The sequence below is a fragment of the Roseivirga sp. E12 genome (assembly GCF_017592825.1).
Classification (GTDB): domain Bacteria; phylum Bacteroidota; class Bacteroidia; order Cytophagales; family Cyclobacteriaceae; genus Roseivirga.
Window position 1 is genome coordinate 66,201 of the sequence record NZ_JAGFMD010000001.1, and the last position, 25,121, is coordinate 91,321.

22 protein-coding genes are annotated in these 25,121 nt (G+C 42.2%); 6 read left to right on the forward strand and 16 right to left on the reverse strand.

What is annotated here, in order from left to right; all coding sequences use genetic code 11:
• The first annotated feature begins 8 nt into the window (after positions 1 to 8).
• On the forward strand, positions 9 to 548 hold the full coding sequence (gene hslV, locus J4E76_RS00315) for an ATP-dependent protease subunit HslV (protein ID WP_208500418.1): 540 nt from the start codon (positions 9 to 11) through the stop codon (positions 546 to 548).
• 105 nt (positions 549 to 653) lie between these two features.
• Positions 654 to 1,181 (forward strand): hypothetical protein, encoded by a 528-nt coding sequence (locus tag J4E76_RS00320; protein WP_208500420.1) that lies wholly within the window; start codon positions 654 to 656, stop codon positions 1,179 to 1,181.
• A 53-nt stretch (positions 1,182 to 1,234) separates the two neighbouring features.
• Here the strand turns inward: J4E76_RS00320 and J4E76_RS00325 are convergent, their stop codons facing one another.
• The gene (locus J4E76_RS00325; protein WP_208500422.1) at positions 1,235 to 2,422 is read right to left on the reverse strand and encodes an aspartate aminotransferase family protein; all 1,188 of its coding nucleotides are present in this window, start codon (positions 2,420 to 2,422) and stop codon (positions 1,235 to 1,237) included.
• Positions 2,423 to 2,479: 57 nt separating this feature from the next.
• Here J4E76_RS00325 and J4E76_RS00330 point away from each other — a divergent pair, with 57 nt between their 5' ends.
• The gene (locus J4E76_RS00330; protein ID WP_208500424.1) at positions 2,480 to 4,054 is read left to right on the forward strand and encodes a glycosyltransferase family 39 protein; all 1,575 of its coding nucleotides are present in this window, start codon (positions 2,480 to 2,482) and stop codon (positions 4,052 to 4,054) included.
• Between the two features lie 137 nt (positions 4,055 to 4,191).
• Here the strand turns inward: J4E76_RS00330 and J4E76_RS00335 are convergent, their stop codons facing one another.
• From J4E76_RS00335 to J4E76_RS00355, 5 genes are read right to left on the reverse strand one after another with little or no spacing between them, the layout of a single operon-like run.
• Complete coding sequence (locus J4E76_RS00335; protein ID WP_208500426.1) at positions 4,192 to 5,145, reverse strand: transketolase family protein; 954 nt, start codon at positions 5,143 to 5,145, stop codon at positions 4,192 to 4,194.
• A 10-nt stretch (positions 5,146 to 5,155) separates the two neighbouring features.
• Positions 5,156 to 6,004: a transketolase gene (locus J4E76_RS00340; protein ID WP_208500428.1), complete on the reverse strand. Its 849-nt coding sequence runs from the start codon at positions 6,002 to 6,004 to the stop codon at positions 5,156 to 5,158.
• Between the two features lie 24 nt (positions 6,005 to 6,028).
• The gene (gene bcp / locus J4E76_RS00345) at positions 6,029 to 6,478 is read right to left on the reverse strand and encodes a thioredoxin-dependent thiol peroxidase (RefSeq protein WP_208500429.1); all 450 of its coding nucleotides are present in this window, start codon (positions 6,476 to 6,478) and stop codon (positions 6,029 to 6,031) included.
• A gap of 3 nt (positions 6,479 to 6,481) precedes the next feature.
• Positions 6,482 to 8,383: a M23 family metallopeptidase gene (locus J4E76_RS21070; RefSeq protein WP_208500431.1), complete on the reverse strand. Its 1,902-nt coding sequence runs from the start codon at positions 8,381 to 8,383 to the stop codon at positions 6,482 to 6,484.
• The gene (locus J4E76_RS00355) at positions 8,370 to 8,978 is read right to left on the reverse strand and encodes a fumarylacetoacetate hydrolase family protein (RefSeq protein ID WP_208500433.1); all 609 of its coding nucleotides are present in this window, start codon (positions 8,976 to 8,978) and stop codon (positions 8,370 to 8,372) included. Before J4E76_RS00355 ends, J4E76_RS21070 begins: the two co-directional genes overlap by 14 nt.
• 122 nt (positions 8,979 to 9,100) lie before the next feature.
• Here J4E76_RS00355 and J4E76_RS00360 point away from each other — a divergent pair, with 122 nt between their 5' ends.
• On the forward strand, positions 9,101 to 9,922 hold the full coding sequence (locus J4E76_RS00360; protein WP_208500434.1) for a M48 family metallopeptidase: 822 nt from the start codon (positions 9,101 to 9,103) through the stop codon (positions 9,920 to 9,922).
• A gap of 65 nt (positions 9,923 to 9,987) precedes the next feature.
• On the opposite strand, the gene J4E76_RS00365 is transcribed toward J4E76_RS00360, so the two are convergent.
• From J4E76_RS00365 to J4E76_RS00375, 3 genes are all read right to left on the reverse strand, one after another.
• Entirely contained in the window at positions 9,988 to 10,449 is a 462-nt protein-coding gene (locus tag J4E76_RS00365; protein WP_208500435.1) for a nucleoside deaminase, read from the reverse strand.
• Positions 10,450 to 10,497: 48 nt separating this feature from the next.
• A complete protein-coding gene (locus J4E76_RS00370; protein WP_208500437.1) occupies positions 10,498 to 12,348 on the reverse strand; it encodes a PLP-dependent transferase in 1,851 nt (616 codons plus the stop codon).
• 711 nt (positions 12,349 to 13,059) lie between these two features.
• Positions 13,060 to 13,989, reverse strand: coding sequence for an MBL fold metallo-hydrolase (locus J4E76_RS00375; protein WP_208500439.1), 930 nt, complete (start codon positions 13,987 to 13,989; stop codon positions 13,060 to 13,062).
• Between the two features lie 236 nt (positions 13,990 to 14,225).
• On the opposite strand from J4E76_RS00375, the gene katG reads away from it, so the two are divergent.
• Positions 14,226 to 16,445: a catalase/peroxidase HPI gene (katG, locus tag J4E76_RS00380; protein WP_236017247.1), complete on the forward strand. Its 2,220-nt coding sequence runs from the start codon at positions 14,226 to 14,228 to the stop codon at positions 16,443 to 16,445.
• Positions 16,446 to 16,714: 269 nt separating this feature from the next.
• Here the strand turns inward: katG and J4E76_RS00385 are convergent, their stop codons facing one another.
• The 7 genes from J4E76_RS00385 to murC form a co-directional block, all read right to left on the reverse strand.
• Positions 16,715 to 17,434 carry a metallophosphoesterase gene (locus J4E76_RS00385; RefSeq protein WP_208500440.1) on the reverse strand — a complete coding sequence of 240 codons (720 nt, stop codon included), beginning with the start codon at positions 17,432 to 17,434 and terminating at the stop codon, positions 16,715 to 16,717.
• 52 nt (positions 17,435 to 17,486) lie between these two features.
• A complete protein-coding gene (locus tag J4E76_RS21095; RefSeq protein WP_208500441.1) occupies positions 17,487 to 18,338 on the reverse strand; it encodes an AraC family transcriptional regulator in 852 nt (283 codons plus the stop codon).
• A 96-nt stretch (positions 18,339 to 18,434) separates the two neighbouring features.
• Complete coding sequence (locus J4E76_RS00395) at positions 18,435 to 19,505, reverse strand: serine hydrolase (protein WP_208500442.1); 1,071 nt, start codon at positions 19,503 to 19,505, stop codon at positions 18,435 to 18,437.
• Between the two features lie 62 nt (positions 19,506 to 19,567).
• Complete coding sequence (locus J4E76_RS00400) at positions 19,568 to 20,356, reverse strand: LytTR family DNA-binding domain-containing protein (RefSeq protein WP_208500443.1); 789 nt, start codon at positions 20,354 to 20,356, stop codon at positions 19,568 to 19,570.
• Between the two features lie 99 nt (positions 20,357 to 20,455).
• Complete coding sequence (locus J4E76_RS00405; RefSeq protein ID WP_208500444.1) at positions 20,456 to 21,139, reverse strand: hypothetical protein; 684 nt, start codon at positions 21,137 to 21,139, stop codon at positions 20,456 to 20,458.
• Between the two features lie 40 nt (positions 21,140 to 21,179).
• Entirely contained in the window at positions 21,180 to 21,986 is an 807-nt protein-coding gene (locus J4E76_RS00410) for a 3'-5' exonuclease (RefSeq protein WP_208500445.1), read from the reverse strand.
• 7 nt (positions 21,987 to 21,993) lie between these two features.
• Entirely contained in the window at positions 21,994 to 23,361 is a 1,368-nt protein-coding gene (gene murC, locus J4E76_RS00415; RefSeq protein WP_208500446.1) for a UDP-N-acetylmuramate--L-alanine ligase, read from the reverse strand.
• A 191-nt stretch (positions 23,362 to 23,552) separates the two neighbouring features.
• Between murC and dnaB the strand changes: the two genes are divergently transcribed.
• Entirely contained in the window at positions 23,553 to 25,118 is a 1,566-nt protein-coding gene (gene dnaB / locus J4E76_RS00420) for a replicative DNA helicase (RefSeq protein ID WP_208500447.1), read from the forward strand.
• Positions 25,119 to 25,121: the final 3 nt, after the last annotated feature.

Sequence of the window (25,121 nt, forward strand, 5' to 3'; positions counted from 1 at the left end):
TATAGAGAATGACTAAGATTAGATCGACTACAGTACTAGCAGTAAAACATAATGGTTCGGTATCCATCGGTGCTGATGGCCAGGCTACAATGGGTAATACGGTTGCCAAGAGCAATGTGAAGAAGATAAGGAAGCTGCAAGACGGAAAGGTCGTGACAGGATTTGCTGGTTCTACGGCAGATGCTTTTACGTTATTAGAGCGATTTGATGAGAAACTTAGCGCCTACGGTGGTAATATGAAGAGGGCAGCGATTGAGCTGGCCAAAGACTGGAGAACAGACAGGTATCTTCGTAAGCTTGAATCAATGCTAATTGCCGCTGATAAAGATGATGTGCTTATAATTTCCGGAACAGGGGATGTCATTGAGCCAGATAATGGTATTGCAGCTATTGGTTCAGGAAGCATGTATGCTCAGGCTGCAGCTCAAGCTTTGCTCAAACATGCAACACAATTAGATAGTCAACAAATTGTAGACGAGAGTCTTAAAATTGCTGCTGACATATGCATCTACACCAACCATAATTTGATTATCGAGAGAATTTCGTAAATTTGATAGAAGAAGTGGCTCTTTTGCCGCTTCCTGACCACAACCTTCATAAGCTAAACCACCGCGTTATAGAGGGAGTATGTTCTCCCCAATTGACTTAAGAGCATGAAGAATTTCAAAATTTTATCTTTTCTTTTAGTCCTTTCAATAGGATTTTCCTGTGCTGAGGCACCGATATCTACGGAATATCGCGAAGCTAGTGAAGGAAGACTTCTACTAGGTGCTACTGTGCACTTAGGCAATGATGAGGTTGTTGAAAATGCAGCTTTGGCTGTAAAAGACGGCTTTGTTACGCTCTTAGCGGGTGATGCCATGGATAAAATCGACTTAACGAAATTTCAAGTCGACAAACTAGGACCAGAATATCACATTTACCCATTCAAGAAGGCTGAAATAGCTAACTCAGGAATCGTATTGGCGAGAGCTAATGCCGAGCCTATTAACATCGCAATTAGAGATCAGGAAGTCGAAAAGTGTATCACTATTGGCTGTGAGGCACAACTGCTCATTTGCTATGGTAGCATTCAGGACATGACTAAGTTTAGAGTCGACTACGTGGTGATGGGTGAGGAGAAGGTTAAAATCCTAAGACAAAGCGATTACACTGGTTCAGTGATTTCGAGTAAGAATTAAGACATAACAACTACTAACTATATATGAGAGCATCCACTAAGTGGATGCTTTTTTTATGTGCATTTGTCAATAATTTGTCGAATGGTATTCCCCGCATAAGCAAGATCTTCGTCTGACATATTAATAGGAGGAGCAAGCCTAAAACTCTCTGGGCATGATAGAAACCAAAAGGCGATGATACCTTTTTCTAGGCAGCGGAGAACAATTTTTTGTACCGTATCCGGTGAATCAAACTCGATGGCAAACATCAGGCCCTTGCGCCTGATTTCTTTAATCGAAGGGTGCTCAATTTTCGATTGGAGGAGCTTTCCTTTGGTTTCAACTTTAGAGACAAGCCCTTCTTCTTGAATGACCTTAAGGTTGGCTAAGGCAGCCGCACAATTCACGGGGTGACCACCGAAGGTTGTGATATGGCCTAGCATTGGATTATGGGTAAGTAGATCCATTTTCTCCTTGCTGCTCACAAAGGCCCCAATAGGCATGCCGCCTCCAAAAGCCTTTGCAATAGTGAGTATGTCCGGAACTACGTCAAAATGCTCGAAGGCGAATAGTTTTCCTGTACGACCAAAACCAGTCTGTATTTCATCAAAAATCAATTGGGCCCCGACCTCTGTACATCGTTGTCTAAGTTTTTGAAGGTAATTCGCAGATGGAATTCTTACACCTGCATCTCCCTGGATTGGCTCAATGATTACGGCAGCTGTCTTTTCTGTGATTTGACTTAGATGTGCCTCGTTATTAAAGTCAATAAACCTTACGTCAGGTAATAGGGGTCGAAAAGCATTTTTCTTAACCTCGTTGCCTGAGACGCTCAAGGTGCCATGCGTGCTACCGTGATAGGACTTGTTGCAAGCGATCAGCTCAGTGCGCCCTGTAATGCGCTTAGCAAGCTTTAAGGCCCCTTCATTTGCTTCGGCACCGCTATTAACGAAATAGCAGGAGTTGAGACTGATGGGAAGTAGCTTCGTGAGCTCAATTGCCAGTTCGTTCTGAGGCGTTTGGATAAACTCACCATATGCCATTACGTGCATGTATTTGTCCACTTGATCTTTGACAGCCTGAACTACCTTAGGGTGGCAGTGTCCAATATTGGATACAGCAATGCCAGATATTAGGTCATAGTACTTCTTGCCTGCCTTGTCAAAGATGTAAGAGCCTTTTGCATGACTCACTTCAAGTTCAAGCGGGTGAGGTGAAGTCTGCGCTAGGTGCTTCAAGAATATGTCGGATGCTGAAAGCATGCGCGAAATTAATCAAGATATGTTTATTGAAATGCCTTGAATGGTTAGTTTTGACGAATGATCAATGAGCACCCTCTCATAAAGCCTGAAAAACACCTTATTATAGGTGCTTTGCTGCTTTTGATCTTTTCCTTCTTTTATCAACTTGGGATTTATCCGCTGTTCCTGGAGGAGCCCAGGAGAGGCCTTATTGCTCTCGAAATGATTTTTCAAGACAATATATGGGTGCCGACACAGACGGGGGACTTATACTTTAGAAAACCCCCAGTCTATAATTGGGTATTAATAGCATCTTATAAGTTATTCGGTGGTTATACTGAATTCGCCACTAGGTTCTTTTCGGTATTCAGTCACTTGATGTTGTCGTGGGTGACTTTTCTATTTACACGAAAGTATTTAGGTCAATTAACAGCAGTTCTTGTGGCCATGAGTCTCTTGGTAGCGGCTGATATTCTTATCTATTTCAGTACACTTGGCGAAATTGACTTATTCTATGCTTTGGTAACTGCGATACCCATATTCGCCACTTATCACTATGGTGAAAAAAAGCAATACTGGAGACTTTTCTTGGTAGTATATCTATTTACGGCCATAGGTTTTTTGACTAAAGGACTGACCTCGCTACCATACACTGCAATCACACTATTGGTTTACTTTATACACAAACGACAGTTTAAGGAGTTGCTCCGGCTACCACATTTTGTGGGGATCGGACTATTTGCTCTGTTGGTTGGAGGTTATTTCTTCATGTATAGCCAATACGAAGACGTGACGGGCTGGTGGACTACATTGTTCTCAGAGTCAGCAGATAAGGCGACAGGTGGAGGTTTGGTGAAATGGTTAGAACATTTGATTACTTTCCCGCTAGACACAATCAAGAATATTCTTCCTGCAGGATTATTAATCCCTGTTCTTTTTAGAAAGGACCTTTTGAAAAAGTTGAAAGAAGACCCTTTTGTATGGTATTGTGTTTTGGTATTTGCATTTAATTTCTTGGTTTATTGGTTCTCTACAGAGGCCAAGTCAAGGTACATTTATCCGCTATTCCCTTTTCTAATTGTTCCTATAATTCATATCGCAATTCAAGGCCGAAGTGATGTTTGGCGTAAGGTCATGAATGTAATGGCTTATGTTTTCATTGGTCTTTTTGCTCTTGTACCTATAGTGGGCTTCTTGTCAAATGAGTTGGAGGTTGTAACGAGCTTGAATGTGATCCTGAGTATTGTATTGTCATTTGTTCTGATACTCTGGTATATGTTTCTGGTGAAAAAGGTGAGGCCCTATATCATTGTATTGGCAGTAATGGTAGTACTGAAATTCGGTTTTTCAGCAATAGTACCTGTTACAAGGGCCTTAGATACTGGTGCCGCAGAGGATAAAACCTTAGGTTATGAGATCGTAGAATTGACCAAAGGACAGCCTTTGCATCGATATGGTGATTTGAGAATGTCTTTGACGATTGTCTTCTATGTGGAAGCAGGTAGGGAGGAGCCTATATATCAAAAGTCTGATTTTGAACAAGGGTTCTATTTTGTCCATGCCGAAGACTTTCCAAGGCATATGGACTACGTTCAGCATAAGGAGTTTGCTTATTGGGGAGAGCCTGTCTTCCTGATAGAAATAAAAAAGTAATCGTCTCAAAACCTAGTTCAACGCCATTCTGCTCCGAACCTTCGGAGTGTTTCAGAATCTTAAATTAGTTAGACCCTGAAATAAATTCAGGGTGACGAATTTTGGTTTCTAGACGATTACAAGCTAGAGCCTTACTCTTATTTCCTACCAATAACTTTCTGCGCGGCCTTCACAATGTTGGCTGCATCAATTCCATACTTGGTCATTAATTCCGCTGGTTTACCACTTTCTCCAAATGAGTCATTAACAGCAACCATTTCTAGAGGAGCAGGGTGATTCATTGCCAAAGTCTGTGCAACACTATCACCTAAGCCACCATTCATTTGATGCTCTTCAGCAGTAACTACGCAACCTGTTTTAGCAACAGAAGCTAGAATGGCTTCAGTGTCCAAGGGCTTGATAGTATGGATGTTGATTACCTCGGCACTAATGCCTTGCTCAGCCAAAGCAGCTTCCGCTTCGATGGCCTCCCAGACCAAATGGCCTGTAGCGAAGATGGTCACATCAGAACCTTCAATCATTTTGATGGCCTTTCCAATTTCGAACTTCTGATCAGCAGGAGTGAAGATCGGAACCGATGGTCTGCCGAATCGAAGATAAACTGGGCCGTGATGATCTGCTATCGCAATCGTAGCGGCTTTTGTCTGGTTGTAATCACAAGGGTTAATGACCACCATATTTGGTAGCATCTTCATCATGCCAATGTCTTCAAGGATCTGGTGTGTAGCACCATCCTCTCCAAGCGTTAAACCTGCATGAGAAGCACAAATCTTCACATTCTTCTCAGAATACGCGATCGACTGTCTGATTTGATCATAAACACGACCTGTTGAGAAGTTGGCAAAAGTGCCTGTGAAAGGAATCTTACCACCGATGGTCATACCCGCAGCAATACCCATCATATTCGCTTCAGCGATTCCGATTTGAAAGAATCTTTCAGGATTTTCCTTAATAAATTCCTGCATTTTAAGCGATCCAACCAAGTCAGCACAAAGTGCCACTACATCAGGATTGGTTCTACCGAGCTCGGTCAAACCAGCACCAAAACCAGAACGCGTATCTTTCTTTTCTGTATAAGTAAATTTCGTCATCGTTTCTAGTTTAGTAGTCTCCCAAAGTTTCTTCCAATTGACCAAGTGCATCAGCTAGTTGCTCATCATTCGGAGCCACGCCATGCCATTTGTGAGTGCCTACCATAAAGTCGACACCATAGCCCATTGCAGTAGTCATCAAGTTCAAGATCGGCTTGCCCTGACCAGTCAAGGCCTTTGCTTCTTCGAGACTAGCCACAACCGAAGCCATGTCATTGCCATTGCTTTCGATTACTGTCCAGCCAAATGCCTCAAACTTGGCCTTGAGATCACCTAAAGACATTACCTCGTCTGTAGGGCCATCGATCTGCTGACCGTTATAATCTACTGTTGCGATCAGGTTATCTACTTTACAGTGAGACGCATACATTGCAGCTTCCCAAACCTGGCCTTCTTCTAGTTCACCATCACCCATAAGCGCGAAGATTAAACTATCATCACCGTTTAATTTCTTAGCCTGGGCTGCACCGCAAGCCACAGATAGACCTTGTCCTAGTGAGCCAGAAGCCACACGAATGCCTTCCAAACCTTCTTCAGTAGCCGGATGACCTTGAAGACGTGAATTGATCTTTCTAAATGTGGCTAATTCTGATACTTCGAAATAACCAGCCCTGGCCAGTACACTGTACCAAACTGGAGAGATATGTCCATTGGAAAGAAAGAAAATGTCTTCGCCTCTTCCGTCCATGTCAAAACCATCATTGCGGTTCATAACGTGGAAGTAAAGGGCTACTAAAAAGTCGGTACAGCCAAGCGATCCACCAGGGTGGCCAGAGTTGACTGCATGAACCATGCGCACAATATCACGTCTTACTTGTGAAGCGATGCGCTCAAGTTCTGCTGTTGTTGGTTTGCTCACTATTAAAAGTTAAAAGGTTGAGATTTAGTCTAAAATCTGAGCGGTGTGATCTTTCGTTTTCACTTTGGCAATTATCTCTTCGATTACACCACTCTCGTTGATTACAAATGTAGTTCTTGCTGTGCCCATATACGTTCTTCCGTACATAGATTTTTCTACCCAAGTGCCAAATTGCTCATGAATACTTTTGTCTTCATCAGCAATCAGAGGGAAGGGAAGCTCGTATTTAGCAATAAAGTTTTGATGCTTCTTGGCAGAGTCAGAGCTGATGCCTACCACTGCGTATCCAGCCTTCAATAAGGCATCATAGTTATCCCTTAGGTTGCAAGACTGTGCTGTACAGCCAGGCGTATTGTCTTTTGGATAGAAATAGAGTACTAGTTTTTTGCCGCTGAAATCTGAAAGTTTGATAGGGTTGCTGTCTTGATCGATACCCTCAAAGGCTGGTGCCTTGTCGCCTACTTGTAAAGCCATGTGTTAGTCTAATTTTAGTTTTAAGAATGATTCGTTGCCGGCATTATCTGCCACCTTCAATTCAAACTCGCCAACAAGAGGTTTGTTTTTATCTAATCGTTCTGACCAGATTAAACTTCTTTTCGGCTCGTATTTCATGAGAATCCACTCTCCATTCAATTTGGCTTCGAAGCTATTAATTCCAGATAGATTATCCCTGATTGTAAGGCTAATTCTTCCGTCTTTGACACTACGTTTTTTTATAGTAGGTGCTACATCATCTTTGAGCAAGGTGAACTTGCCAAAACTTGAAAAGTTGAAGGAGAATTTATCCTCTTCATATTTTCCACCTACAAAGCCTGGGTTTCGAGGATTGTCGATACTATAAACATGATACTTTTCTATATCATCATATTTCGCCAAAGGCATAAACTCTGCATATACCGAACCCTTTAATGGATAACGGTCCTGATCGACTTCAAAAACCTCCATTTGTGCGTCATCAATAAAATGTCGAGCGCGGATATAGACTGTATCGAAAAGGGCATTCTTTGAAAAACGTAAAGAGTATGTGTCGCTGAGGTAGGAGTGGGCATTGGCAGCGGGGACTCTATCGGCAAAATGAAGAGACTCTTTGGTGCCGTCATTATAGGTGACTGATTGCGGAAGAAAACGCCTTAAATCGATCAAGTAGACATTCGACTTGTCGCTGGTATAAGTAGGTTCTGCGATAAAAGAGCCTTTCTGATTATAAAGTGTTATGTTGTTATTGGTCGAATCTTTCGGCTGAAAAAGAACTAGGGCATTGTCTTGCACGTAACTTCCTCTGCTGGCCCTGATCTCACTGTCAATAGCTGATACCTTTTCAACTCCACGGAGTGTCATTTCAACCTTACTCGTATTGCCAAATGCATCTTGTAACTGCATAGAAACCCGCTTGGTTTGACCGGGTGATGCGTAAACAAATCCGTCATTGACCTTGGCATCATAAAAGTCTAGCGTATTGCCTTCGTCTACATAAAGCTTGTTGAATCTTCTTCTGGACTCTTTCTGTGCTTGATAATTGGTATGAATCAGGATATTCTTTTGCTTGGCAAAATTGATTGTATCAATGTTCTGACTAAAATAGAGCTGATCATCGACTGTCATATCGATTAAGGGTACACCATTCTTATTGGATGCTCCGTTGTGCTGATCATAGGTATAAACTTCAATCCCAATTTTCCCGAAGACGTCTAGCGTATCGGGTATAATATAGGTGCTGCCCTCTCTTGTCAATGGAAACTCGAACCGACCGAACTGGCCGTTTACTCTGGAATTCATATCCATAGCCTTTAAAGCCACACGCTGAACTGCCGGAGGAATGTTGTCTTCAATTTGTGAAAAGTTGCCTATCCGTAACGGGTCCAGAACTTCTTGATTCAAGCCTCTGATTTCAAAGTGTAAGTGTGGACCCGTAGATGAACCAGAGTTACCAGATAATCCGATAATCTCTCCTTGTTTTACGACAAATTCATTTCGCTTTGGAAACAGGTTGATCGTGAAGGATTCTCTTTTGTATTGATTCTTCAGCACATACTCCGCAATAATGGGATTGAATCGCTGTAAGTGAGCATATACAGTTGTAGTACCATTCGGATGTTGAATGTAAATGCAATTACCGTAACCTCCTGTGGCTACTCTTACTCGACTGACGTAACCTTCGGCAGCAGCAAAGACATTAAGTCCCTCTTTTCCTGCCGTTTTTATGTCTAGACCAGCATGAAAGTGACTTGAACGCAATTCGCCCATGTTGCCACTTAAGAAATTGGTCTTATCTGGCTGAATGGGAAATTCGAAATAGTCTTTGTCTATTCCCTCATATTGGGCCTGAAGGCCGAACGGGAAAGCTGTAAGTAGGAAAAGTAAAAGTTTATTTAATCTCAACTTCGAGTAGTAATTTATCTTCAATATACGCTTCTAAGGTATCACCAACAACAATAGGACCAACTCCTGCTGGAGTTCCGCTAAATATAATATCTCCCTTTTTCAACGTAAAAAATTGCGATACATATGCAATGATTTGATCAAAAGTGTAAAGCATCAGACTTGTATTGCCACTTTGTTGTGTCTCACCGTTCTTTTTGAGTGAAAAGTCTAGGTTAGAAAGGTCATAGTCTGCTTTCGGAAAGAAGTTAGAAATGGGCGCTGAGCCATTAAAACCTTTGGCTTTTTCCCAAGGTAATCCTTTCTCTTTGCATTGGGTTTGGATGTCTCGAGCTGTGAAGTCGATTCCAATGCCAATCTCATCATAGTATTTATGAGCGAATTTCTCATCGATGAACTTGCCTTCTCGATTGATCTTTAGCAGTACTTCTACCTCGTAGTGAATGTCTTTGGAGAAATCTGGGTAGTAGAAGGGTGCATTATTGCGTAGCACGGCAGTATCCGGTTTCATAAAGATTACGGGTTCTGAAGGCCTTTCATTATTTAGTTCTGCAATGTGGGCGGCATAGTTTCTGCCAATAGCAATAATTTTCATTTGTTCGGGTTTAAGGCCTAGGTCGAGGTGACCGTTTGTCGTTTGGACAAAATTAAAACCTTGTCTTCATTTGACAAGCTCCAAAGATTATTCAATTTTGCTTTTGTAAGCACTGAAACGTCATGAAGAAAATCTCTAAATCCCTTATCGCATCTATTCTCTTACTGGTAATGATCACTTGGGCCTGCACCAAAGTACCGATTACCGGAAGACGTCAGCTGACGGGTGTGATCGGGTCGGAACAGATCATTGGTATGAGTGCCGATGCCTACAAACAAGTACTGGATTCCATTCCACTTTCAAACAATCAGGAACAGGTGGCAATGATCAAGCGTGTAGGGACCAAAATCCAGAAGGCAGTTGAGAAATACTTGACAGATAATGGTAGTGCCAGTCTTCTTGATGGTTTTAACTGGGAATTCAACCTGATTGATAATGATAGTACGGTCAACGCATGGGCAATGCCTGGTGGCAAAGTGGCTTTCTATACAGGAATTCTCCCTATCTGCAAGGATGATCTCGGTGTTGCGGTGGTTATGGGCCATGAAGTGGCACATGCAGTGGCCAAGCATGGTCAGGAGCGTATGAATCAAAACTATGCTAAGCAAATTGGTCTTTCTATCGGAGCGATCGCCTTGGGTCAAGATCCAACAGTAAGCCAACAAATGGTATTTAGAGCTGTAGGTATTGGTACTGATTTGGCTTTGTTAAAGTATTCTAGAACCCACGAATCTGAAGCTGATGAGTTAGGCTTGACTTTTATGGCCATTGCAGGTTATGATCCCAGCGAAGCACCAAAGTTCTGGGAACGCATGTCGGCCGGTAGCAGTGGACAAGCACCACCAGAGTTTATGTCGACTCACCCTTCTCATGAAACGAGAATTAATCGCTTAAATGCTGCATTGCCTAAGGCATTGGAGTACTATGAGGCGAGCGGAAAGTAGTTGTTTGAGTAATGAAGTGGATGGGGGATGAGGTGATTGAGTATTCGCTGAAATCTCATTGCCTTTTAATCTGAATGCAAAATTGAAGCCTCGTCTTCCAATAGCGGACCTATTACTTCAAGTTTGCGGCCTCCCTTATCTAATAACTCTCTTGTCGGCATTTCAAAGACCCAATTTGGATTGTCTCTTCCTACAATTTCATAATACTTGGCTTTGCTTAAGCCATAAACAAGCTTCCCGATTCCACTCCAGTAAATGGCAGAAGTGCACATAGGACAAGGTTCGTCACTTGTGTATATGGAGCAGTTCTGCAGATAAGCATGATCATGTGTTTTACTGACTTCTCGTATTAGATTGATCTCGGCATGTGCTAAACAGTCATTGTCAGTATTAATTGTATTCTCGCCTGCAATGATAACTTCTCCATTTCCATCTACGAGAATACAACCAAAGGGTAAATTGCCTTTCTCTTTTGATTTCTTTGCTACTTCAATTGCCATTCTGACAAATCTTTTGTCGTTTTCCATATCCATAGTCTTTCAGGTTTAAGTTCGTATTTATCTCGGGCTTTTTTCTCAAATACTGTTTACAAAGTCTAAAAACACCTTTTTATGAAGGTCTAAGTCCATGTCGGGGGAAAGCGCCACACGTGCTATATAATCTTTGTCACCTTCCTTGGTAGTTCCTTGAGTAGATGTCGCAGGTATGGTCCAATAGCATCCTTTTAGCTGGCCATAACTCACACAGTATTTACTCTCATTAGGAATCTCATTGATCATTAAGTCGATAAGCTTGAGATTTAAGTCCCGTTTGTAAGCCTCTCGTTCTTCATCAGTATCGCCCTTGGTCGGAAGGTCTAATGAAAATACGGAGGGGGTAAAGCCTTGCGCTGCCAACTCTTCTGATACAAAGTTGATTTTTGCCTTAGGCAAATGTTCCTTGATAAAACTGACAAACTCACGGGTATTCTGATAAGCTTTATCAATCCTTTGATTCATTGAAGGGAGTTGCTTAGCCAGTATCTCCATTTGAAGCGCTGTAGCTTCATTGTCACAAAGTTCTAGGTGCAAGCCTACCTTTTCCATCAAGCTTTCGGCAGCCTTGTTGGCGACACCGTAGCCAGCAGTACATTTTCCACCGCTCGGAAACTTCGAACCACTTACATAGGCGATCGTCTTGACTTTTGACAATATGTCTTTTTCTCCCAAGAAATGGACATTAGGGCAGAAGGTCTGATCTAGAATGAAAACTGGGCTAATTGCTGTTTCTCCAGTCGCTGTTTTTCGTTCTTTCGTCAAGGCTTCTTCCAACTTGATCATGTCTGGAACCTCGACTCTTGGATTGGTTGGTATCTCGGCAATGATATATGGAATGGCATCCTGATTGGCTATTTGGTCTAGCACTTGGTGAGTGCTCAGTACCATATCATTACCACCATCCACTGGTAAATCCACGACTTCGACATTCTCTATACATGCCGCAATACGCCTCGCCTGATCGTTAGTGCCACCATAACAGTTAGGAGGCACAACAATTTTAATCTCCTTGCCCGGGTGCTTTTCGAGTGCTTCATGAATTAGCCCCATAACAATAGCATACTGCATAGACAGCCCGCTGGAAGCTACTACTGCTTTGATATTAGTGTCTGCAATGTGGGCTATAGCCGCTAATACTTCAGCCTTGTCGGATTCAAGTTGATGCGTTTGAGTACCCGGAAGCGTTCCAGTCAGTTGTTGAAGAGCAATTAGGGCGTTGGCCGGTGTCATGGCAATGGTCTCTCTTCTTCTTACATGCTGAATTTCTGAGATATAAGATGTGTTGTCTTCTCCATTGACCATCAGAATGCTACCCAAGCCTTCGTAATTGTTGATGTAAAAGTCGATCTCAGTAGAGAGGTTGGTGTCAGCTTCTATAAGGCCATCACTTTTGTTTGAGATGAGAACGGTACTACCGTCAAACCCTACTATGTTATCAGCGCTTTTAACTTGCTCTAAGTCAAATGTATAATCGTAGATATTCTTTGCAATGTCGGTATCAAAAAGGGCTGGTAACTCACCTTCATATAGGATTCGAGTCTTTTTATTTTCCAGCAGATTCTTTCTTAGCACCGCCATAATAGGTATTACCCTGGAAGAAAAGCTTATGACGTTTTCTGGGCTGAGCTGATGCATTCTTGCAACACCCCATTCCAACACACAGGATAATGGATGACCAAGTCGAATGTAATCATATGCAGTGCGTAGTTCACTCAGAGCCGAGGTTTCAGCATTGTTATCGTTAAACAAAGCTTCAAACTGCTCTATAAACTCGGTCTTGGCTAGTTCCTCATTGTAGATATCCAGTCGATGAGTGGTTAGGTTGAGCCAGTCGGCTGGCATATTTTCTAAAACATCTTTTAGATAGTCGAGTGTTTTGCTGTATTCCATTCTATTCACCTTGAAAAGGCTTCTAATTATAGTTCAAACTGTATATAAGACGGTTCTCCAAACCGAATCTGAGGTTTTATGACCTGCCAATTATTTGACTGCGGAAATTGTCAAAAAACGGAGTCAATACCAACACTTCTGTTTACAGAAGAAGTTCCTTTTTTGTCTATAAGGTTAAAAGTATAGAGAAAAAGAATTAGATGAAGATTTGACATGCAAAACTCAATTCTTGCTTTTTGATAGGCCAAAAAGCAACAAAAAGCCTTTCCGAAAACTCCAAATCCAAGCGCGGTCTTGGCGCATTACCCACGCTGCCTGCCGACCGACTTGTATTTCGCGCTGTTTTCGGTTTCCCGCCCTCCATCAATTATATGATCAAGTGTAAATCAATCAGTGTGCGGAGGGGATCCAACGTCAGCGGGGCCATTGGTTGATAGAGATGGAAGAAGAGGTCAATGTCATTCCAATGGTTTTGATGCCTGCCTTTGTCAGCAGACAGGTTGGACTCTTTTTCTTCCTGCCTGCGGTAGGCAGGTTGTTACTTTTCTTTTGGAGGAGCAAAAGAAAAGTAAGGTTATCTGAGTTGAAATTTAGAACCTCCGTGTCTGATACTTTTTTTGTGAAAGTTTGAGAAGCAATGACCTTTACACCAACTCGTCCTTCGCGTTGTTTTCGGGTCCGAGCCCGTCTATTAGAATTGAGTTTGGTTTTCTATTCTTTGATGGTAATAGTTTCCAGGTGGACGGGAGTAATCACCTTTGAGTCAGGAGATGCGGCTTTCACCTCTTCAATGAAAGGTTTGATTTTCGAATTAATTGCTTGTTCTTGAGAGAAGCCGTATGGTACTCTGAAGTTGTCCCAATGCGATGGGATTACTGTTTTTGGAAAGCCAGTGAGTTGCATCAAACGCTCCGTATACTTGTAGATTTCTAACCTTGAGAAATTAACGCCTGGCAATAAAATGTCTGGTCTTAGTCCATCGACTTCTCTTTCGATGTAATTCATAGAGCCCATAGTGAGCACTTTATGGTTTTTGAACCTGGCTAAAAACATCAATGAGCCTCCTTCCACAAATTCAGCGATTTTCATGGGAGCCGTTACAGAAGGGGAGATGGTCCGAGAATCAAAGTAATGTTTCTTGTTCAAGGCAGAATGAATGGATTCCAAAATACGCACCGAGAAGTTTTCGAATTGATAATCTTCTCCACCTTTTACGGTATACAACTGGTCATTAGGAACACCATAGGCCTTGAGCACATTGACTGTAGATTCCGTACCAATCACTTTCGCGCCCGTCTTTTTGGCGATGTAGGGTACATCCGAAAGGTGGTCGAAGTGGGAGTGATGTACTAGAATAAAGTCAGCCTTCTGAATCAGCGAATTAATCAAAACCGTATCGGATTCAAAGTAGTCAGAGCGCTTGTAGACTTTACGTGTATCCTCTTTATTGGATGAAGGTCCTTCACCTAGCTTCAGCCGAGAGATATAAGGATCAACCAACACAGTGACCGCTCCATCCGTGATTTCCCAACCCGCTGTGCCGAAGTACCTGAGCTTGATTTCATCTTCCTGAGCTTGAATGTTTAATGATATTCCAAGGCTGAAAAGGATTATAAGTGCATAGATTTTCGATCGACTCATACTTCTAAGGTTTGGTGTTAAAGAGGTGGCAATGTCTTTGAACTAAATTTACAGAAATACCTCTCAAATAAATGATTTTTGTCAGTTTCTGAAGGCTGAATTTAGACCGAAATACCCGTGATTTTGCTTATCACTACCTTATAGTTTTTGTCTATACTTTGATAGAAATTATTAATGAAAAGTATTGAAAGGATTGTGTTAGATTTGGTCTAAACAATTTAAACCGATCAATCATAATGGAAAACAACGGACATTCGGGCATCCCTGCAGGTAAGTGCCCATTTCACGGTGGTACTATGCAACAGAGTGCTGGCGGAGGAACTTCAAATAGAGACTGGTGGCCTAACCAGTTGAACCTAAATATTCTTAGACAACATTCATCTTTATCCGATCCAATGGATGAAGATTTTAACTATGCTGAAGAGTTCAAATCACTCGACTTAGCAGCGGTTAAGCAAGACCTTTATGATCTAATGACGGATTCTCAAGATTGGTGGCCTGCCGATTATGGTCACTACGGTCCGTTCTTTATTCGTATGGCATGGCACAGTGCTGGTACTTATCGTATCGCTGATGGTCGTGGAGGCGGAGGGTCTGGTACTCAGCGTTTCGCACCCCTGAATAGCTGGCCTGACAATGGTAACCTAGACAAGGCACGTCTATTGCTTTGGCCTGTTAAGCAGAAGTATGGAAGAAAACTTTCATGGGCTGACTTAATGATTTTAGCGGGTAACTGCGCTATCGAGTCAATGGGACTTGAGACTTACGGTTTTGCAGGTGGACGTGAAGACGTTTGGCAACCGGAGGAAGATATTTACTGGGGATCTGAAGGTGAGTGGCTTGGTAACAAGCAACGTTATGCCGATGGTGAACTAGAAGCAACTTTAGGTGCGGTACATATGGGATTGATCTATGTAAACCCTGAAGGACCTAACGGAAACCCTGACCCTGTAGCTTCAGGAATGGACATCCGTGAGACATTCGGTCGTATGGCAATGAATGATGAAGAAACTGTAGCCCTAGTTGCTGGTGGTCACACTTTCGGTAAGGCACACGGTGCTGCGGATCCTGACCAATATGTAGGTAGAGAGCCAGAAGGAGCAAGTATTGAAGAGCAAGGCCTAGGCTGGAAGAACACTTTTGGAACTGGTCATGGCGATCACACCATCACAAGTGGTATCGAAGGGGCTTGGACACCTACTCCAAACAAATGGGACCATGACTACTTTAGAGTATTGTTGGATTATGATTGGGAACTGACCAAGAGCCCTGCAGGAGCTCATCAGTGGACACCAACAGCAGCTTCTAATGCCGACATGGCACCAGCCGCTGGTGACCCAACTAAAAAGCAAGCCTTGATGATGACAACGGCTGATATGGCCTTGAAAAATGATCCGGCTTACTTAGAAATCTCTAAACGTTTCCGCAATGATCAAGCTGCGTTTGAAGAAGCATTCGCAAAAGCTTGGTTCAAATTGACACACAGAGACATGGGACCTAAGGCTTTATACTTAGGGTCTGAAGTACCTGCAGAGGATCTAATCTGGCAAGACACAATTCCTGCTGCGACTTTCGATATGATTGACGATGCTGATGTGACTTCTTTGAAAGCCTCGATTTTAGCTTCTGACCTATCGGTCTCTGAATTGGTTTCTACGGCATGGGCTTCGGCTTCAACTTTCCGTGGATCGGATAAGAGAGGTGGTGCTAATGGCGGAAGAATTCGGTTGGCTCCTCAAAAAGATTGGGAAGTGAATAATCCAGCACAGTTAGCAAAAGTATTGGGTGTGCTTGAAGGCATTCAATCAGAGTTTAACGGTGCGCAGTCAGGAAACAAAGGTGTTTCTATGGCAGACCTTATTGTATTAGGTGGATGTGCAGGTGTTGAGAAAGCGGCTAAAGATGCCGGTCACAATATCACTGTGCCATTTACTCCAGGTCGTACGGATGCTTCACAAGAACAAACTGATGTAGATTCTTTCCACGCGCTTCATCCAATTGCCGATGGTTTCAGAAACTTCTACGCAGCGAAGCACAAGACTTCGGGCGAAGAAATGTTAGTTGACAAGTCGCAATTATTGACATTAACACCACCAGAGATGACGGTCTTAGTTGGAGGTATGAGAGTACTGAATACTAATTATAACGGTTCTCAACATGGTGTTTTCACTGGAAGACCAGGTGTTTTGACCAATGATTACTTTGTGAACTTATTGGACATGACCACTACTTGGAGTGCAGTATCTGATGCTGACGAAGTATTTGCAGGTAGAGATCGTAGAACAGGAGACGTAAAAGGCACTGGAACACGTGTTGACTTGATCTTCGGTTCTAACTCTGAGTTGAGAGCTTTAGCTGAAGTTTATGCTTGCGCAGATGCTGGTGAGAAGTTCGTTAATGACTTTGTAGCGGCTTGGGATAAGGTAATGAACCTTGATCGTTTTGATCTGGCCTAAGATTCGCTGTTAGAATTCAAAAGCGCTGCTCTTCTGAGTAGCGCTTTTTTTATATCCGCACCTGGGTTTTGGGACTTTTTTTTCGATTGAAATACCTGCGCAGTATGTAATTTCTAGCAATACTTAAAGCTGTGAAGTAAAGGGTTAATAGTACATTCTTTCCAGAATTGCTTTCGATGCCCAGTAAAGGCAATATGAAGTACAACGACAGCATGGTGACTAAAAAACCGATAGTCACATTAATTAGGCTCTCAATGAGCGACTCCTTTCTACTTTGCATGGAAGGTCTGTACCACTGATGAAATATGACCTTCGTCAAATGTCAATACCCGATATCCAAATGTAACAGAGTCAATCACTATGGCATCAGTTTTTTTCTCAATCTGAAATGATACGGCTGGAGTTATATATTGGCTGATGTTTCTGTGTGTTTGATGATCAATCATATGGTAATGGCCACAGAAGATAATGATCTGTTTATTTGACCCTTCTAGCAAGGCCAATACTTCACTTCGATTCTCCAATTTTCCAATCTCATCAACCATAAGACTTAAGCCAATGATTGGATGGTGAGAGAAAACTACAATTGTCTTAACTGTGTCAAGTTCATTTCGAAGCCAAACCAACTGCCTATTGTCAATGGTGCCACTAGAGGAGTCTAAAAAGATGAACTTGAATTCAGCTTTCAAAATGCTACTATAGAGCTTGCTAGTTTCAGGGTGTTCCCCTCTTGAATGGTATTTAGAGATTGTTATATAGTCATCATGATTGCCAAGTGTTAATGCAAGGGAATAGTCTTTGAACTGATCAAAAAAGTAAGCCACAGCATCGTTCTCACCAATATCACCGGTGCAAACAACTTCAGATATTCCATGGAGATTAATGTCTTTTAAGACCGTTTTAAGACGCCTTCTAGTCTCTACTCCATGTTCTTTGGGGAAGGCTTCATCAAGGTGGAGATCAGTAATCTGAGCAATTCGAAACTTCATAGAGCGAAGCTAACTTCTACAGAAAAGGGTTATTTGCACAATCTTGCTGATTTTAAGAAAGTGCTCTATATGCTGAAGGGGTTATACCAAATGCTTTTTTGAAAGTTCTTGAGAAATAGGATTGACTCTCGAACCCGCAGCATGTAGAAATTTCGATAATAGACATTTTGGACTCTCTTAAGAGATTTTTCGCTTCGGTCAGTCGAAGACTGGTAATGTATTCTACAGGAGTGGTATAGGTGAGTTCTTTGAAAAGACGATTTAGATAGAATTTGCTGATGCCTATTGATTTGCTTAAGCATTCAAGACTAATTGAGTTATTCATATGATCATGCATATACTCCTTTGCCAGTGCAATTATTTTGAATAGTTCTTGTTTTGTGCTGTGTTTTACTACCCCAAATCGCTCAAGTCTGTTGCGAATCTCAGTGTGCTCTTCAACAATCAACCCGGCTAGATCAACAAAAAGAGATTCAATAAGGAGGGGGGAGATGTTCTCTTCATTCAAGAATAAATGAGCATTACGTTTTAACCAATTGCTCAATGCGCCATCGGGTTGACGCTGGGGATATTCAAACAACTCATTAGCCCTCATTTCTTCTCCAGAAATATTTAGGCAAGCGTTCTCTATAAGGTCCTTTTCTATAAAGAAAGATAATCCTCTGGTTCCCTTTTTGGCTGCTGTGCTAATGGTGCGGTTATCATTTACAAGTAGATATTGGTCTTTAGAGACCTTTAAATCACCTTCTCCAAAGCTGTAATGCTTGTATCCTTCAAGAACATATTTCAGTGTATACGTGGATTTATAAGAGACAGAAATATCCTCCTGATGATGGGAGTGAATCACCTTGCTGCCTCGCTGGCTCGTGAAGTTAGGGGTCGATATTTTTTCAACTTTGATCACGAAGAAACGGAGTTCTTAATTCGTCCCCTCCAATTTACAACAACAAAAATGGCAACACCTAAGGTGCTGCCACATTATAATAGATTCAGGTTGAATCTACTTTTCGTTTGCGATATTGAACAGGTTAAAAGTTGCTGGTTGAACTTCTGAGAAGGTACCTGAGGTGTTCGTTAGAATGACTGTCACGAGCTTTAAGCTAGGCACAATAACGATTTGTGTACATGAACCTGTTTGCTCTCCACTATGACCTATAATGGCGCCTTCATTGGGTTTAGGATTATAAAGGAACCAACCAAAGCCATAGCCATTTCTTTCTTTTTCAAGACTATGATGTTCTCGCATTAGGTCCATGGTACTTTCCTTAACGAAAACATTGTTGATGACTGCGTTTCCAAATTTCAGCATGTCTTCTAGCGTAGAGTAGACTCCTCCGCCAGGTATACGATTGCTCAAGTTGTTTTCTTTTCCATCTCTTGATTTTCCTTTTCTGATCTGATGGTATAGGCTCGATTGATTCGGCTTCTTCTGGCCAAATTTTTCAACACCAGTGTTCGTCATTCCCGCTTTATCCCAGATGTTCTTTTGCATATAATCCTCGAAAGTCATGCCTGAGGCTCTTTCCACAATTACACCCAAGACAGTATAACCATAAGTGGTATAGCTGTATCTGGTACCAGGTTCGAATAGAAGTTCTCTGTCTTTGAATATTTCTAGCGCATCATAAAGCGTAGGGTATTCTACTTTAGTCTGAGCGTCTTTAGCACTCGTGTAACCCCCAATGCCAGAAGTGTGCGAGAGCAAATGCCTTGTTGTAATTTGAGTTTTCTCATGCTTCGGGTAATCAGGGATATACGTCTGAATAGGAGTGTCCAAATCGATCAGGTCCTGTTCAACCAGTTGCATTACTGCAATGGCAGTCATAGACTTGGCGATAGATGCTAGTCGAGTGATGGTAGTAGGTGTGAATTTTACCTCTGACTTGCGATCGGCATAGCCAGCTCCCATTTGCCAAACGGTTTCCCCATCAATGGTAAAGCCGCCTGCTGCCCCAACGATTTTATCTTTAGTGATAAGACTTTCTAACAGAACTTTTGCCTTGGTAGCTTGGTCTTGTGCTTGGCTGTTGAAACCAATAAAAAGTGCGGTAATGATGATGAGTTTTTTCATTTCGTTGTTATTAATTGTTTCAACAAACATGAAGGATTAATCAGGCCAAACCTCCCTTTTTACTACGTCTGGGATAAACTATCGGCTTTTAGGGGCGAATGATCTAGCGAAACAAGGTTTTGTTTGTAGCTCTTGGAAACAGGGAGTTCGATTTCGGTAAGAAGTATGGTATTGGAGTCCTTCCATTCTTTGAAATGCTCAGGGTTGATCACGTGCGATCGATGCACTTTAACCAACTCAGGCTTTTGGGCATGTACATTCTTCAGGGTAGTTCGGAGTAACTTTCGATTGACACCGTCCTTTGTGAGATAAGTCACTTCCACATAGTTATCGGCACTCGAAATACAAATTAAGTCAGACTGTTTGATCTGAAGTACATCTAATTTGTTCTCTCCTGAAAGGACAATCTTGTCAGACTCAGGGTCTGGTGCTTTTTTGTTTAGGTACCAGCGTACAAAAATCAAAATGGGTAAAATGATAAAGAAGATAGGGTAGTAGACTTCTAGTGTGAACTTGCTGAAAGAATACACCCCATTGATGATATCTGTTTTGTAGTAGAGATAGCTTCCAATCCATACAATGATATTAAAAACCAGTAGAAAGACCGATTCAAACAAGGCATTCCATTTACCTGACCTTCTGAACAACCAATTCTGCGCAGGAACCAACATGCAGTACCCGACAATAGATATTAATCCATAGGGTGGAAGTATTTGAACCCTAATGGGCATGGGTAAATCTGCAGTGTCAAAGGGGGCAATTAAGACTAGAAACAAAACAAGCCATACACCTATTATAATGGCAACTAATACATGGTGCTTATAAGAAGTACTAAGTTTTAAAGGGGACATGCAATTGATAAAACTAGGCTTGTGACAAGATAAGTTATAAAATGGCTTTAGCGAAAAGCTCGATCTTTCTTTTATTAATTACTCTTCAATAGTTATTGACTAATGACACCTAATTGGTCCTGGGTCCAAAGAATGGTTCCCCAACAGCTGAACCTTGATGGAGTCTTGAGAATTTGTACCAAGCCAATGATGCACTTCCCGTGTGACACCTCCTAGGTATTTTTGGTCAGAAGGGCCAGTTTCGAAGCCAGCAACAACTATAATACGTTTATCATTAGCAGAAAGAAGAAACTTAGTCCCAGGTTTTGGGCGTTCGCCTTTAGCCCACATCATAGTCATAAACCACATTTCCATAGATGTTGTCAATTCTGACCTTTGAAGATCACCGACAGAGCCCTGCCCAAAGCGACCTCCCTCTTCCGGTGTCCATTCTTTATTCCACGAGTTTGGGTATAAATCGGTCAAGGAAGCCTTCGGTTCAAATCTTCTATAGATTTTGAGTGACTCTTTTAGGTGGTGTTGAATGCCTTCTGTTTTCGTTTTAGGCCAAGAGGAGGCTAATTTTTCCGAAGAAGTTACATAATGACTTTCTTCTACAAAACGACCCGAAGTAGGAAGTTCAATAGTCCTATTCCAACCCCTATTACCTCTGTTTAAAGCATGTCGAATAGCGGATTCTGTGGTCGTACAATTCCCAGTGGGTATCTGAATGACTCTTTTTGATTCAAATCTTTTGAAGGGTTGACATCCCATCAAGCACAAGCCGAGGAGTGCAATAATCAAATTGCTTCTATTGAGAATGCGTGTCGATCGAAATAAGTGATCAACCCATTTGAAAACCACTGAGTTTGATTTTGGTCAGTTTGCGCTTAGTGTCTAGTGAGAAATCACCTTTCATCATCCAATCGTAATAGCCTGGTTCTCTTTTAAAGACTTCCGCCACAGGTTTGCCTTTATGTTTACCAAAATTAAAGACCTCTTCATTTTTATCGTTGAGGACAATTCTGCCGGCAAGGTCTACCATTCTGGAGGCTACTAAATTGTGAATAGCACCCATTTCATTCTCGATTTTACCCAACTCTCTACCAGAGGCATCAGTAACATCCATGCCGTTATAGCGCTCTATTTGAGCTTTGAATACTTCGAAAGTGGCGTCATTATCGGCTTCCGCACCATGTGCACCAACCAATTCCTTTCCACAGTAGAACTTGTAAGCTGCAGAAAGCGTGCGCTGTTCCATCAGAAAGAAGATCTTTTGCGCATCGATCAGCTTACGATTACTCACATCGAAGTCGACATCAACCCTTAAGAACTCTTCTACCAATAGGGGGACGTCAAAGCGAACAATGTTATATCCACCTAGATCACAACCTTCTAAAAACTTGGCTAAATTTTTAGCCAGTTCTTTAAAAGTGGGTTTGTCCTTCACATCCTCATCTCGAATACCATGAATCATGGCTGATTCTTCAGGAATCGGGACGGTTGGGTTTACGAGCTGTACTTTTTTTTCGGTTTCACCATTAGGCATCACCTTTAACATGGCGAGCTCCACAATTCTGTCTTGAGAAATGTTGATCCCTGTAGTCTCAAGGTCAAAGAATACAAGTGGGTTTTTTAGATTGAGTTGCATTAAGTTCTTAATTCAGAATTGATTTTTTGATTTTTTCCAGGTCGAGACCACCGTAGTTGCCTGAGCTCATTAAAAGTAAGTTTTTGGCCGCCCATTTCTGAGATAAAAGATGTTTTTCGAGTACTTCAGCTTCCGTAAAGAGTTTTATGTCTTCTCTATCGAAAGCAGTTCTGACTTCCTCTTCGCTGATCATCTCTAGCTTTTTTGCTGCAACAGTCTTGGGGTTTATAAAAACTAAAGCCTCGTCTGGAGAGTCAAAAGTGTGGGCATATTGATCGATAAAGTCTTTGTTTAAGCTACTGAAAGTGTGTAGCTCAATGCAGGCCACCAAAGTTCGATTGTCAAATTGATCTTTAACAGCAGTTGATGTGGCTTTTAGTTTAGAAGGGGCATGGGCAAAGTCTTTGAAAATGATGGTTTGGTCATTCTCACCCATTTTTTCCATGCGTTTTGCGGCTCCTGCAAAAGTTTGAATATGGTGGTAGAATTCCTCATCTGTGACATCAATTTCATTCAGGATGTTTTTAGCCACCTGAAGGTTTTGCATGTTATGCTGGCCAAATACCTCGATAGCGGTTTCGCCAGCTTCATGTAATAAGGAGGTTTGCTGGTTATGAATGGTGGCAGGATGCGGACCATAAGGAATCAAATTGTTCGGACTCCCCACGCTTTCAATCAATGCACATAAGGCTTTGTCTTCTTCGGCATAAAAAACTTTTCCATGGTCTGGCGTGAGTGCGATAAACTGTCTAAACTGGTCGATATAATTATCTAAAGTGGGGTAGACGTTGTAGTGATCCCAGGCGATTCCGGAGATGAGGGCCAAGTCATGTTTGTAGTGAAGGAATTTGGGTGTTAAATCAAGTGGAGATGTTGTGTATTCATCCCCCTCAATGATAATGATCGGAGCATCAGAAAGTTGCACCATCTGATCGAATCCATCCAGTTGTGCACCCACCATATAATCGAAACCTCGATTCATAGATTTCAGCACATGCATGATCATCGATGTGATGGTAGTTTTACCGTGGCTGCCTGCAATTACCACTCGCTTTTTGTCCCTGGAGGCCTCGAAAATAAACTCTGGAAAAGAGAGAATTTTTAAGCCAAGACTTTGTGCTTTAAGCAGTTCTGGGTTGTCTGCTTTGGCGTGCATTCCCAAAATGATGAGATCAATGTTAGGGGTGATACGATCGGCATCCCAGCCTTCACTTTCTGGTAGCAACCCATGATCTCTTAAGTTGGTTTTCGAAGGGTCAAAGAACATGTCATCTGACCCAGTAACCTGATTATCAAGGTTTTTGAGGCAAATAGCCAGATTGTGCATAACCGCTCCACCTATGGCGATAAAGTGAATGCGTTGATTTGTGATCATGAACTTGTGGATAATGTGAGATTAAAAGTAAAGGAATTGTATGATGAGCCCAACCAAAGACGTTTAATAAAGGAAATCTTAGGGTGGATATAGTATGTGGAAAACTATGCTAAAGTGTTCGCAAGTCTCTGGAAAAATAAAGACTTTAAAGTACGTGCATTGTTGACAAAATTCAGAATACATTTGTTGTAATGGAAAAGGAGAGATCAGCGCAATCAAGAACTGGCTATAAGTCCAAGAGCGGGCTTAGCGATGCGGCTCAACTGGGCAAGTTGCCCCCTCAAGCCGTTGACCTCGAAGAGGCCGTTTTGGGTGCGCTGATGCTGGAGAAAGATGCTTTGACAAATGTCATCGATATTCTTCGTCCAGAATCCTTTTACAAGGAAGCACATAAGGAAATATATCAAGCGATTTATGACCTTTTCCAAGCTTCCGAACCTATTGATATTCTTACTGTGACCAGTCAATTAAGAAAGACTGGTAAGATCGAAATTGTTGGCGGTCCTTATTACATCACACAGTTGACTAACCGTGTGAGTTCGGCAGCTAACATTGAGTACCATGCGAGAATCGTGGTGGAGCAATCTATCAAAAGAGAGTTGATTAGAATTTCTTCTGAAATTCAGAAAGACGCTTTTGAAGACACCACTGACGTTTTCCAACTGCTCGACAAAATGGAGCAGTCTCTTTTCGAAGTGTCTGAGAACAATGTTCGAAAAGAGTATGACAGCATGCGTAACATCATGGCTACTGCGCTTGAAGAAATTCAGACCAGGAAAGATCACCAGGATGGCCTCACAGGAGTACCATCAGGGTTTACGAACCTTGATCGTGTGACTTCAGGTTGGCAGAAATCTGACCTTGTGATTATAGCAGCAAGACCTGCGATGGGTAAGACTGCCTTTGTGGTATCTGCCCTCAGGAATGCAGCAGTAGATCACGGCCAAGCCTGTGCGATTTTCTCTTTAGAGATGTCATCTGTTCAGTTGGTAAATCGATTGATTTCAGGCGAAGCGGAGTTGGAAAGTGAGAAGATCAAGAAGGGTACACTAGCAGAGCATGAATGGGCACAGCTAGTGCACAAAACAGCAAATTTGACCAAAGCCCCCATATTTATAGATGATACCCCTGCACTTTCAATCCTCGAATTGAGGGCCAAGTGTAGAAGGTTGAAACAACAGCATGACATCCAGTTAATAGTAATTGATTACTTGCAGCTGATGTCAGGCGACTCCTCAAAGAGTGGAGGTGGAGGAGGTAACCGTGAACAGGAAATCGCCTCTATCTCCCGATCTTTGAAGAACTTAGCTAAGGAACTCAGTGTGCCAGTAATTGCACTGTCACAGTTGAGTAGAGCCGTTGAGACCCGAGGCGGAGATAAGCGTCCCCAGCTTTCCGACCTTAGGGAATCCGGATCAATTGAGCAAGATGCCGATATGGTAATGTTCTTGTATCGTCCTGAATACTATGGTATTACACAGGATGAAAATGGTATGCCTACACAGGGTGTTGGAGAAGTGATTATTTCAAAGCACAGGAACGGATCACTGGAAAATGTACAACTCAAGTTTATTGGTAAGTACACCAAGTTCACAGATTTAGACTCTAATCTGGGCGGAGGAACTTACGGATCATCTTTCCCTACAGATGGAACGTCAAGTTTTGAATCAGGCGCAGGTGGGTCGGTTACCATTCCTAGTAAGGCAAATGGCGGAGCACCAAATCTTCCAACTAATGATGAAGAAGCTCCTTTCTAAATA